This is a genomic window from Pseudomonas sp. SDO5271_S396, assembly GCF_054071795.1.
Genome location: NZ_JBSVWB010000064.1, coordinates 1 through 12,791 on the forward strand (window position 1 = coordinate 1; position 12,791 = coordinate 12,791).

Here is a 12,791-nt window from a genome sequence, read left to right on the forward strand (position 1 = left end):
GCTGTAGTGAATTCACCAAAGCTATCGCAGGCAAGCCAGCTCCCACAGTGCATTGCAGTCTTGAGAAGGCGGCGCCAGTGACGGCGCCGCTTGCTTCAACTATCAGCTATAGACCCGGCCAAGGAGCTGCCGATGGCTTTCAAACTGATCGAGCACGTCCCGGGTGATTTGTTCCTGGGCGAAGCCCATCAGGTCGTACTCCTGAGGTCCGTTGTGCAGGTAGACCTCGGCGCGGTAATAGCGCGTGCGCTCTTCTTCGGGCAGATCGGTCGGTGCCGAGGAGTAAGCATCCAGGCTCACTTCGTAGACAAACGGGTTGCCCTCTTCCATCTCGATACGCACACCGATGCAACGCTTGGATTTACCCAGCAGCGTCTGCACTTCCAGCCCCTGGTCACGCAACGCGGTCGCGGCTTCTTCCAGCGCCGGCGTGACGTGTTTGTCCATAAAGCGTTGCACGGTGCCCTGGCTCGGTTGCAGGTCCAGCGCGGTCAGACGCTCGCTGAAACCACGGCGCCCCCGCTCGGCCAACTGCGCCTGCTCCTGTTCGACCGCCACGTCCTGGCGCATGGCTTTGTGCAAACCGAACATAAAGAAGATCAGCACCACAGAGAACGGCAGCCCCGCCAGCACCACCATGGTTTGCATGGCTTCGAAGTTACCGGCGAACAACAGGCCGATGGTGACGAGGGTGATGACCACCGACCAGAAGATCCGCAGCCAGTGCGGTGCGTCCTCATCGACGTTGCCGCCCTTGCAGGACAGGTTGGCCATCATCACCGCGCCGGAATCCGCCGGGGTCAGGAACAACACGAAGCCGACGAAGATCGACACGCCGATCACGACTTTCGACGCCGGGTAATGCTCAAGCAGTTGGTAGATGGCCATGGAGGGTTGCTCCAGCGCCGTCTTGCCCAGCTCCACCGCACCGTGGTTGAGTACCAGGTCCAGCGCCGAGTTACCGAAGATCGACAGCCACGCCAGGGTAAAGCCCAGTGGAATCAACAGCACGCCGGCCACCAGCTCGCGCACGGTGCGACCACGGGAAATACGTGCGATGAACATGCCCACGAATGGCGCCCAGGAAATCCACCAGGCCCAGTAGAACAGGGTCCACAGGCCCATCCAGCGCTCGGTCTTGTCGGCGTCGCCTTCGTACACATAGAGGTCGAAAGTTTTCAGCACCAGGCCGTTCATGTAGTCGCCGATGTTCTGCACAAAGCCGTTGAGCAGGTGCAGGGTCGGGCCGAACAACAGCACAAAGATCAACAGACCGCTGAACAATACGATGTTGAGGTTGGACAGGCGGCGAATGCCGTTCTCCACACCCGACACGGCAGCGATGGTCGCCACGGTGCTCATCACGATGATCACGATCAGCAGGTTGGTGTTGCTGTGCTGCATGCCGAACAGGTTCTCGAGGCCCGAGGATACCTGCATCGAACCGATGCCCAGGTTGGTCACCAGGCCCAGCAGGGTCACGAACATGCCGAAACCGTCCACCGCGTGGCCGGCCGCGCCTTTGACCCAACGCTCGCCCGCCAGCGGGTACAGCGCCGAGCGCAGGGCCAACGGCTGGTTGTGCCGATAGGCAAAGTACGCCACGGCCAGGCCGACCAGGGCATAGATCGCCCAGCCGTGCAGGCCCCAGTGCAGGAAGGTCAGTTGCAACGCCTGGCGTGCAGCGCCATTGCTGGCCGCGGCGCCTTCCGGCGGGTTGAAGTAGTGGTCCAGGGGCTCCGACGCGCCGAAGTACAGCAGCGAAATGCCGATGCCCGACGAGAACAGCATGCCGGCCCAGGCGCCGTAACTGAAGTCCGGGGTGTCGTCCTTGCTGCCCAGTTTCAACTTGCCGTACGAGGAAAACGCCAGGCCGACCACGAACACGAGGTAGGCGGCGATGACCACCATGTAGTACCAGCCGAAGCTTTTCGACAGCCACGCCTGGGCCACGCCGAGCAGGCGTCCGGCTTCTTGCGGGGCGATGATCAGAATGGCCGTCAACAGCAGAATCAACGCGGTGGAGGTGTAGAACACCCAACCGTTTACCCGCACCTTTTCCGGCGGGGTTTTTATAAGAGAAGCAGAACTCATGGCGCAGATGCTCCGGGCAGTGCGAGAGAGAAACACAAGGCAACGGTTATCCCGGGACATCGATTTTTCGGCAGTCGACGGACGGGTGTTATAAAGACACCCCGAAAACCTCTGAACCCCGCCAGAGCCATGGCCAGGGCGGTTTCAAAGGGTTTGACAGGTGTCAGATGTCGACGCTCACACGTAGGAAATACCTGTAGGCAGCGACCATTTGTCGCAGATCTTATTCTTTGTTGATTGAACGTTCAATCAAAACAAAATAGACTGGCCTCCAAGCCGACGGACGTTGTCGCCCGCCGGAAGGCCTAAGGAGAGGTGCTACATGCCCAAGGTCGGTATGCAACCCATACGCCGCCAGCAGTTGATCGAAGCCACGTTGACGGCCATCGATCAGGTCGGAATGGGGGACGCCAGCATTGCGCTGATCGCTCGTTTGGCCGGCGTCTCGAACGGCATCATCAGCCACTACTTTCAGGACAAGAACGGCCTGATCGCAGCGACCATGCGTTACCTGATGAACGCGCTGATCGACAACGTCCACGAACGCAGGCGCGCCCTGAAGGATGACAGCCCGCGGGCGCACCTCCAGGTGATTATCGAAGGCAACTTCGACGCCAGCCAGGTCAATGGCCCGGCAATGAAAACCTGGCTGGCCTTCTGGGCCACCAGCATGCACCACCCGTCATTGCACCGGTTGCAGCGGATCAACGATCAACGTCTGTATTCCAACCTGTGCTGCCAGTTCCGCCGAGTGCTGCCGCTGCCGCGCGCACGCAAGGCAGCCCGAGGCCTGGCGGCCCTGATCGACGGTTTGTGGTTGCGCGGCGCCCTGTCGGGAGACGCTTTCGACACGGAGCAGGCGCAACGGATCGCTTACGAATACATGGATTTCCAATTGGCCAAGCAGGGTACGTTAGAGCACACATAACCGCTCAACGCCCGAACCGCGCCAACCACTTATGCACTTGCGAGGACTTTATGGCCCGTTTCGAACTGCAAAAACTCTACATTGACGGCGGCTACAGCGACGCCAGCAGCGACGCCACCTTCGAAGCCATCAACCCGGCTAACGGTGAAGTCCTCGCCCAAGTACAACGCGCCACCAAAGACGACGTCGAACGCGCCGTGGTCAGCGCCGAAAAAGGCCAGAAAATCTGGGCCGCCATGACCGCCATGGAGCGTTCGCGCATCCTGCGTCGCGCCGTCGAAATCCTGCGCGAGCGCAACAACGAACTGGCCGCCCTGGAAACCCTGGACACCGGCAAAGCCTTCTCCGAAACCAAATACGTCGACATCGTCACCGGCGCCGACGTGCTGGAATACTACGCAGGCCTGGTGCCGGCCATCGAAGGCGAGCAAATCCCGCTGCGCACCACCTCGTTCGTCTACACCCGCCGCGAGCCGCTGGGCGTGGTCGCCGGTATCGGCGCGTGGAACTACCCGATCCAGATCGCCCTGTGGAAATCCGCACCAGCCCTGGCCGCCGGCAACGCGATGATCTTCAAGCCGAGCGAAGTCACCTCGCTGACCACCCTGAAACTGGCCGAGATCTACACCGAGGCCGGTGTTCCGGCGGGCGTGTTCAACGTACTGACCGGCAGCGGCCGTGAAGTCGGCACCTGGCTGACCGAGCACCCGCGCATCGAGAAAGTTTCGTTCACCGGCGGTACCGACACCGGCAAGAAAGTCATGGCCAGCGCTTCCAGCTCGTCGCTCAAAGACGTGACCATGGAACTGGGCGGCAAGTCCCCGCTGATCATCTTCGACGACGCCGACCTGGACCGCGCCGCCGACACTGCGATGATGGCCAACTTCTACAGCTCCGGCCAGGTCTGCACCAACGGCACCCGCGTGTTCGTGCCCAAGCACCTGCAAGCGGCATTCGAAGCCAAGATCGTCGAGCGTGTGGCGCGCATTCGCGTCGGCAACCCGGAAGACGAAAACACCAACTTCGGCCCGCTGGTCAGCTTCGCCCACATGGAAAGCGTGTTGGGCTACATCAGCAAAGGCAAGGCCGAAGGCGCCCGCCTGCTGTGCGGCGGTGACCGTCTCACCGACGGCGCGTTCGCCAAAGGCGCGTTCGTGGCCCCGACCGTATTCACCGACTGCACCGACGACATGACCATCGTCCGTGAAGAAATCTTCGGCCCGGTCATGGCGATCCTGACCTACGAAACCGAAGAAGAAGTGATCCGCCGCGCCAACGATACCGACTTCGGCCTGGCCGCCGGCCTGGTGACCAAAGACCTGAACCGCGCCCACCGCGTGATTCATCAACTGGAAGCGGGTATCTGCTGGATCAACGCCTGGGGCGAGTCCGACGCCAAGATGCCGGTCGGCGGCTACAAGCAATCCGGTGTGGGCCGCGAGAACGGTATCAGCTCGCTGAACAACTTCACCCGCATCAAATCGGTCCAGGTTGAGCTGGGCGACTACGCCTCGGTGTTCTAAGCCCCGAGCCTTGTATTGCCTGTGAGTGCCCTATCGCAGGCAAGCCAGCTCCCACATTTGGACTGCGTTCCCCTGTGGGAGCCGGGCTTGCCCGCGATGAGGCCCGACCTGACTATCTCAAAAGAGGGTGCATCCAATGTCCCAAGAATACGATTACATCATTGTGGGTGCCGGCTCCGCCGGTAACACCCTGGCGACCCGTCTGACCGAAGACGAAGGCGTCACCGTCCTGCTGCTGGAAGCCGGCGGCCCCGACTACCGTTTCGACTTCCGCACGCAAATGCCTGCCGCCTTGGCGTTCCCGCTGCAAGGCCGCCGCTACAACTGGGCCTACGAGACCGACCCGGAGCCGCACATGGACGGCCGCCGTATGGAATGCGGTCGCGGTAAGGGCCTGGGCGGCTCCTCGCTGATCAACGGCATGTGCTACATCCGTGGCAACGCGATGGACTACGACGGCTGGGCCAAACTGCCAGGCCTGGAAGACTGGACCTACCTGGACTGCCTGCCGTATTTCCGCAAAGCCGAAACCCGCGACATCGGCCCCAATGACTGGCACGGCGGCGATGGCCCGGTCAGCGTGACCACGCCAAAAGCCGGCAACAACCCGCTGTTCCACGCCATGGTCGAAGCCGGCGTGCAAGCCGGTTACCCGCGCACCGTCGACCTGAACGGCTACCAGCAGGAAGGTTTCGGCCCGATGGACCGTACCGTCACGCCGAAAGGCCGTCGCGCCAGCACCGCGCGTGGCTACCTGGACACCGCCAAAAAGCGCTCCACACTGACCATCGTCACCCACGCGCTCACCGACCGAGTGCTGTTCGAAGGCAAGCGCGCCGTGGGCGTGCGTTACCTGATCGGCGCGGCAGAGGAGCGTGTCGAAGCCCGCGCCCGCAAGGAAGTCATCGTGTGCAGCGGCGCCATCGCTTCGCCGCAACTGCTGCAACGCTCCGGTGTCGGCCCGGCCAAATTGCTGGAAAGCCTGGATATCCCGGTGGTCCACGACCTGCCGGGCGTCGGCGAGAACCTGCAGGACCACCTTGAGCTGTACCTGCAATATGCTTGCACCCAGCCCGTGTCGCTGTACCCGTCGCTGCTCTGGTACAACCAGCCGGCCATCGGTGCCGAATGGCTGTTCAACGGCACCGGTATCGGCGCCAGCAACCAGTTCGAAGCGGGCGGTTTCATCCGTACCCGTGAAGAATTCGAATGGCCGAACATCCAGTACCACTTCCTGCCGGTGGCGATTAACTACAACGGCAGCAACGGTGTGCAGGAGCACGGTTTCCAGGCGCACATGGGTTCCATGCGCTCGCCCAGCCGTGGCCGCGTGCAACTGAAGTCGAAGAACCCGCGGGACTACCCGAGCATCCTCTTCAACTACATGGCCACCGAACAGGACTGGCAGGAATTCCGCGACGGCATCCGCCTGACCCGTGAAATCATGGCCCAGCCGGCGCTGGACCAATACCGTGGCCGTGAAATCAGCCCGGGCATCGAGGTGCAAACCGATGAACAGCTGGACAAGTTCATCCGCGAGCACGCCGAAACCGCGTTCCACCCGTCCTGCTCGTGCAAGATGGGCACCGACGAAATGGCCGTAGTGGATGGCGAAGGCCGCGTGCATGGCATGCAAGGCCTGCGCGTGGTGGATGCGTCGATCATGCCGATCATCACCACTGGCAACCTGAACGCGCCGACGATCATGATCGCCGAGAAAATCGCCGACAAGATCCGTGGCCGTCAGCCGCTGCCGCGCAGCACCGCCGACTACTACGTGGCCGGCGATGCACCGGTGCGTGGCAAGCCGCTGCGTGAAATCGCGCAGTAACTGAAGCACCGCGGTGCCTGTATCGCAGGCAAGCCGGCTCCCACATTTGATTGGGTTCACAAATCAAAATGTGGGAGCCGGGCTTGCCCGCGATGAGGCCCGACCAGACACCGCAGAACCTCTTTCCTTGATCAGCTCCCAGCCCGGGCCTACTCTGTTTGCCTGCCCGCACCGAGCCGCCCACAAGGAAGGCCCCATGTTCGACTACCACGCCACACTCAAGCAGCATTTCAGTGCCCTGCGCACCACCGCCGACTTCTTCTCCCTGCGCTACGTGCGCGAATCCGGCCAATACCTGGCCGTGCGCAAGAACGTCGCCGAACCGCCCCACCTGAATCACGACGAAGGCGCCATGCTCACAGTGCGTCTCAACGGCGTGGAAGCCTACGCCGCGACCCACGATATTTCCCTGGCCGGCCTGCAAGCCGCCCTCGAACGCGCCGAACAGCAAGCCCGGCAGATTTTGCCCCATGCCCTGCTCGACCTGCGCCAGCAGCCGGTATCCAGCGATGTGGCCGACTACCTGTCACCCGACCTCGAACAGCCCTTCCCGTCTTTGAGCGACTGCTACCAGCTGCTCGGCGATGAATCCGCCGCCGTGCCCAAGGACGAGCGCCTGGTGCACTGGGAAGTGAGCCTGGGCACCACCCGGGTTGAACAGATCTACCTCAACAGTGCCGGTGCCGAGCTGCGCCAGGCTCAGCGCTTCGTCTACCCGGGCCTGAGTGTCACCGCCTTCGACGGCAACGACAGCCAGACCCGCACCCTGGGCGGCACCAACTTCGGCCAGCAAGGCAGCGCGCAGGTGATCCGCCGCTTCGGCCTGGTGGGCGCCGCCGCCACGGTGGCCGACGAGGCCCTGCAACTGCTGCTCGCGCCAAACACGCCCCAGGGCCCCCGCGATCTGTTGCTGATGCCCGACCAGATGATGCTGCAGATCCACGAATCCATCGGCCACCCGCTGGAACTCGACCGTATCCTGGGGGATGAGCGCAACTACGCGGGCACCAGTTTCGTGAAGGCCAGCGACTTCGGCCATCTGCAATACGGCTCGCCGTTGCTCAACGTGACCTTCGATCCGGACATCCCCGAACAGCTCGCCAGCTACGGCCATGACGATGACGGCACCCGCGCCAGCAAGCAATTCCTGATCCGCGACGGCCTGTTGGTCAAACCGCTGGGCGGGGCGTTGTCGCAATTTCGGGCGGGCCTGCAAGGCGTGGCCAACAGCCGCGCATGCAGTTGGAACCGACCGCCCATCGACCGCATGGCCAACCTCAATATCGAGGCCGGCGACAAGACCCTGGCCGAATTGGTCAGCGGCATCGAACACGGCATTCTGATGGCCACCAACCGTTCGTGGTCCATCGACGACGCGCGCAACAAATTCCAGTTCGGCTGCGAATGGGGCCAGTTGATCGAAAACGGCGAGCTCAAGGGCGTGGTGAAAAACCCCAACTACCGCGCCATCTCCGCAGACTTCTGGCGCAAACTCAGCGCCGTCGGCGACGCCAGCACCTTCAAAGTGCTGGGCACGCCCAACTGCGGCAAGGGCGAACCCAACCAGGTGATCCGCGTCGGCCATGCTTCGCCGGCTTGCGTGTTCAGCCATGTCGACGTTTTCGGGGGAGATGCCTGATGAATAACTTCAAGGCACTGGTGGAATGGCTCAAGCAAGCCCTCACCGACAATGAGCATTTTCAACTGGGCTACGCAGACGAAGCGTCCGAATTCGTGCGTTTCAACCACGCCCAGGTGCGTCAGGCCGGCCAGGTGCAACAGGCCAGTCTGAATCTCAAGCTGATCAGCGACGGTCGCCACGCCGACCTCGCCATCACGCTTGCCGGCACGCCGGAGCTGGACCGCCAGCGTTTGGCCGATGGCCTGCAACAATTGCGCGAAACCTTGCCGCTGCTGCCGCAGGACCCGTACCTGCTGCTCAACCGCACGGCCTGGCAAAGCCATAACGAACAGACCCGGCCATTGCCGGAACTGGCCCAGGTGCTGGAAGACATCGAACGGGCCGCCGACGGTGTGGACCTGGTTGGTTTCTACGCCGCCGGCCCCATCACCCGTGGTTTTGCCAGTTCCAACGGCGCGTTCGGCTGGCATCAGGCCAATAGCTTCAACTTCGATTTCAGCCTGTTCCATGCCAATGGCGAAGCGGTGAAAGCCAGCTACGCCGGGCACACCTGGAACAGCGCCGCGTTCGCCGCGCGCTTCCAGCAAGCCCGCGAGCAACTGGCGTTTCTCGGCCGCCCCGCACACAAGCTGGCGCCCGGGCAATACCGCGCGTACCTGGCACCGGCGGCACTGGAAGAAATCATCAGCATCATTACCTGGGGCGGGTTTTCCGCCCAGGCCATCGCCAGCAAAGGCAGCTCGTTGCAAAAGCTCTATGCCGGCGAGCAGTCGCTAAGCCCGCTGGTGAGGGTCGACGAACACATCAGCGGCTCCCTGAGCCAGGCGTTCTCGACCGAAGGTTACCCGCGCAGCGATGTCACCTTGATCAACGCGGGCAAGGCCGAAGGCCAGTTGGTCAACTCGCGCAGCGCCGCCGAGTACGGCCTGAGCGCCAATGGCGCGAGCCGCGACGAGTCGCCCAGTGCCTTGCAGGTGGCGGCAGGCAGCCTGGCCCAGGCCGACATTCTCAAACAACTGGGCACCGGGCTGTACATCAGTAACCTGTGGTACCTGAACTACTCCGACCTCCCGGCGGCACGCCTCACCGGCATGACCCGCTTCGCCACCTTCTGGGTGGAAGACGGTGAAATCAAGGCGCCGGTCAGCACCATGCGCTTTGATGACAGCGTCTACCAGTTGCTCGGCTCACAACTGGAAGCACTGACGGCCGATCGGGAACTGCTGCTGTCGGCGAGTACCTATGGCCAGCGCAACACCGCCTCCAACCTGTTGCCCGGCGCCCTGGTCAAGCGCCTGACCCTGACCCTGTAAGGCCATCCCGTGCAGAAGCCGGTGCGCCGGCGACTGCACGGGAGTCTTTCCTACACCCGGATGCCGACAAAAAACCTGAATCCCGGAACGGTCCTATTTCAAAACGTCTGATCGTTCACGTCCGGTAACGCATCGCCTCACAGGCAACCGGAACCCATCATTGCCACCCGCCACTGACTGGGATGCTCAGGTTCGAGCATCATCACACCCGTCAGAGAACTCACATGAACTTAGGGATATCACACTCTCCGAGCAGCTTCATGCCCGCTCCCCAAAACAAACAGCCGCCTGACGCTATCTGGTCAGGCTTGTACGCGACGTATGAACGCTATCCCTATTTTGGTCGCAACGACCATGATGACTGGGTGGCCGCCATCAAAACCGCGATGGCGGGCCTCGGCCAAAGTCCGTCCAGTGTGTTCGATGAAGTCGCCCCCACCAGGAGCGGCTACAACATCACCATGAAAGACGGCTTCAAGCTGCATATTTCCAACGATGAGTTACGCCTGGCTGCAGGTTATGCAAAGTTTTCCGGGCATGACAAAAGTCAGGTGAGCGATGCACGCTTCCTCTTCGCCGTCATGAATAAACGCAAACACCTCGAGGCCGAATACGACCAGGACAAAATCGGCTACCGCAGCGAGCTGCATAAACGCAGTTTCAGCGCGACCCTGCAAGCCGCCGACGAGGGTATCGGTGGGCATGCGGCCTTGACGCTGTTAGGCCTCGGTTATCAGTTGCAGCAGGTGTGGTCCCACGACGTGGGTGACCGAGTGGCCGTGCCCGCCATGAAGGTGTTCGCCCACAAACGCGGCATGATCCATGGCGGTTCCATGGAGGCGTACGGCACCAAGCAACCAGTGCCCAAATGGATCGAGAGCTTTATCGTCCTCAAACAGCCCTCCAACGCTACGCCGTCCCTGAGCGTTCCCGCCCGCCCGGTCAAACCCTTCACGTTCGAGCTCGACGCCGAAGCTTCCAAGACGCTGCCCGACCTCTCCCCCAAAACAAACGGCCAGAAACCGGACGATCCCTTATTGGGTTTCTACACGCGAAGGCCGTTTTTCTTTCAGGGCGAAACCGCCACGCACGCCGACGTCATAAAGCTGCTGATGGCCCGATTCGGGCAAAGCCCGACCGACGTCTTCTCACGCGTGACCTTTGCAGACAACCGATACCAGGTCACCTTCAGGGACGGGTTCAAGCTGGAGCTTTCCCGGGAAGAACTCAAGCTTGTCAGCGATCAGTCTTTGTTCCTGGGAAATGACCAAGGCTTGCTAAATGATGCGAACTTCATTTTTGCGGCCTACATCAAGCGCCAACACCTGCAACCGCCGGTGCCGTCCTTCGGCTTGAGTTTCGAGGCGGCACTGGAGGGCAATCTGCATGGGCGTACCGTCAAGAACATCCTGGAGGGCATGGGAGTCACTCGCGCCATCAACTACGTCGAGCGGGCCGGTGATGCCTAAGGGTTGGTGTTGATCATTGGAGGAAACGCCGGCGGCTTGTTCCAGGACGGCACCTTTGTCAAAGAAGGCAAAACCCTCCCCGAAGACGGCGTCACGCAAACCCACGGGTATCAACTCGCGTAAGGGTTCTTCAACTTCCACTGCCTTCATGAGCCTCTGACTATGAATACCGTCTCGTCTTTCGTTCCAACCTTCGCCACCCCCTACGACAACCACCGCGTCAATAACCGACAGCTGAACAATGGCAAGTTTGAAGCCCATTACACCCAAGGAAACGAAATCCCGACCGCCGCCCCCCGCTCCGACACCACTTCGGGCGTTCGCCCCAACAATATCTGGGCCGATTTTTTTCAGGTGACCGAGGGCAATTGCGTCACCGTCTCGGCCATCAAGGCCGCCATGGTCAAGTACGGTAGCCACCCCCGGGGGATTTTCGAAAAGGTTACCCGCACCGACGCAGGTTATGAGGTCTTGATGAGGGACAACGTCAGCGTCTTCCTGACCCATCAAGAGCTGCAACAGGCCGAAGCCAAAGCAGGATGGGTCGGAAGGGGTACGGTCTTGCAGCATGCCATTTTTCTCTACGCCGCCAGTGCCAAACGAGCCCAGAACGAAAACAATGACGCTTGGGCCGCACGCAGTTTCGACGCCGCGATGCAGACGTTGAACGACGGTGAATTCCCCGGCGAAGCCTTGAGACGCCTGGGCCTGAAGGATCACTTTCGCGAGGGCACCGTCGAGGCGTTGAAAAACGGCGCGGTCGGCACCCTCACCGATGCCAGGCATTCGGTGGCGGTCATCGATGGGTATATGGACGTGTGGGGCACTCGCAAACGACTTGCCGGCTCGTCGTGGGAAAGTGCACCGGAAGCCTTGATCCTGACTTGAGCGCGTTCGAATTCACCCTTCGCCCTGTCGGAACGCCCTTTCCGACAGGCAGCGCCCTCCAGTCTGGGCGATCCGTCTCATCCTTCGGAAATTGACCGTTCGCCCGGTTGTCCACCTCCAGAATCCCCGATATAACGGTTAATGGCATCCCGCCACTAACCTCGCGTGCGCGCACGTGATGCATGACCTTGCCTGGTAAACGGCAAGCTGGAGCGTTGACATGAACCATGGAAGTTTTGTCATTGAAAGGCTGTTCAAGCACTACAACGTTCATGTTGAGCAGCTGGGAAACGATTCGGAAAAAAAGACCGTGCTGATGGTCAATGGCGCGCTGTCCACCACGCGCTCCTTCGCCCGCACCAGTAAATGCCTGGCCGAGCATTTCAATGTGTTGCTGTTCGACCTGCCGTTCTCCGGTTATTCGCGCGAACACAACACCGACCTGGACCTGGTCACCAAAGATGACGAAGTGCAAATGCTGCGCGCCCTGGTGGAGCGCTTCCAGGTCAACCACCTGGTGTCGGCCTCGTGGGGCGGTATTTCCACGCTGTTGACGTTGGCCCACAACCCGCCTTCCATCGAAAGCTCGGTGGTGATGGCCCTGGCGCCCAACCTCAACCAGGCCATGCTCGACTATGTGGAACGTGTGCGCGTGCTGATCGAGGCCGATGACAAATCCGCCGTCGGCCACCTGCTCAACGAAACCGTGGGCAAATACCTGTCGCCCCGACTCAAGCGCAACAATCACCGGCACCTGTCGACCATGGCCACCAACGAGTACCGCCAGGCGCGCTTTCACATCCATCAGGTATTGGCGCTGGGCGATGGCAATTACCTGCCGGCGCTCAAGCAGATCGAGACGCCGGTGCACTTTCTCAACGGCGCCCTGGACGAATACACCCCCGCCGCCGAGGCCCGGTTGTTCAAGCAGTACGTGGGGCGCTCGAGCTTTGCCGTGGCCGAACACACCGGCCATTTGCTCGACCTCGAATCCAGCGAAGCGGCCACGGCGGTGCACCGCGAACTGCTGGATTTCCTGGTGGGAAAAAGCGCGAAGGATGGCGCATAATCGCCGACACATAGCCTGCTAACAAAAAGGGTTT

General features: G+C 61.5%; 9 protein-coding genes. 8 read left to right on the top strand and 1 reads right to left on the bottom strand.

Annotation, left to right across the window (positions count from 1 at the left end):
• Nucleotides 1-102: 102 nt before the first annotated feature.
• Nucleotides 103-2,037, bottom strand: coding sequence for a BCCT family transporter (locus ACW9IN_RS27420; protein WP_457368821.1), 1,935 nt, complete (start codon nt 2,035-2,037; stop codon nt 103-105).
• Nucleotides 2,038-2,416: 379 nt separating this feature from the next.
• On the opposite strand from ACW9IN_RS27420, the gene betI reads away from it, so the two are divergent.
• The 8 genes from betI to ACW9IN_RS27460 all read left to right on the top strand — a co-directional run bounded on the left by betI (nt 2,417) and on the right by ACW9IN_RS27460 (nt 12,757).
• On the top strand, nt 2,417-3,022 hold the full coding sequence (betI, locus tag ACW9IN_RS27425) for a transcriptional regulator BetI (RefSeq protein WP_457368800.1): 606 nt from the start codon (nt 2,417-2,419) through the stop codon (nt 3,020-3,022).
• A gap of 50 nt (nt 3,023-3,072) precedes the next feature.
• Nucleotides 3,073-4,545: a betaine-aldehyde dehydrogenase gene (betB, locus tag ACW9IN_RS27430; RefSeq protein ID WP_457368801.1), complete on the top strand. Its 1,473-nt coding sequence runs from the start codon at nt 3,073-3,075 to the stop codon at nt 4,543-4,545.
• A gap of 136 nt (nt 4,546-4,681) precedes the next feature.
• The gene (gene betA / locus ACW9IN_RS27435) at nt 4,682-6,376 is read left to right on the top strand and encodes a choline dehydrogenase (RefSeq protein WP_457368802.1); all 1,695 of its coding nucleotides are present in this window, start codon (nt 4,682-4,684) and stop codon (nt 6,374-6,376) included.
• Between the two features lie 196 nt (nt 6,377-6,572).
• Nucleotides 6,573-8,015, top strand: coding sequence for a TldD/PmbA family protein (locus tag ACW9IN_RS27440; protein WP_457368803.1), 1,443 nt, complete (start codon nt 6,573-6,575; stop codon nt 8,013-8,015).
• Entirely contained in the window at nt 8,015-9,331 is a 1,317-nt protein-coding gene (locus tag ACW9IN_RS27445) for a TldD/PmbA family protein (RefSeq protein ID WP_457368804.1), read from the top strand. The genes ACW9IN_RS27440 and ACW9IN_RS27445 overlap by 1 nt, the downstream gene beginning before the upstream one ends.
• A 260-nt stretch (nt 9,332-9,591) precedes the next feature.
• Nucleotides 9,592-10,800: a hypothetical protein gene (locus ACW9IN_RS27450; protein ID WP_457368805.1), complete on the top strand. Its 1,209-nt coding sequence runs from the start codon at nt 9,592-9,594 to the stop codon at nt 10,798-10,800.
• A 162-nt stretch (nt 10,801-10,962) separates the two neighbouring features.
• Nucleotides 10,963-11,688 (top strand): hypothetical protein, encoded by a 726-nt coding sequence (locus ACW9IN_RS27455; protein WP_457368806.1) that lies wholly within the window; start codon nt 10,963-10,965, stop codon nt 11,686-11,688.
• A 220-nt stretch (nt 11,689-11,908) separates the two neighbouring features.
• Nucleotides 11,909-12,757 (top strand): alpha/beta fold hydrolase, encoded by an 849-nt coding sequence (locus tag ACW9IN_RS27460; RefSeq protein ID WP_457368807.1) that lies wholly within the window; start codon nt 11,909-11,911, stop codon nt 12,755-12,757.
• The last annotated feature ends 34 nt before the right edge of the window (nt 12,758-12,791 follow it).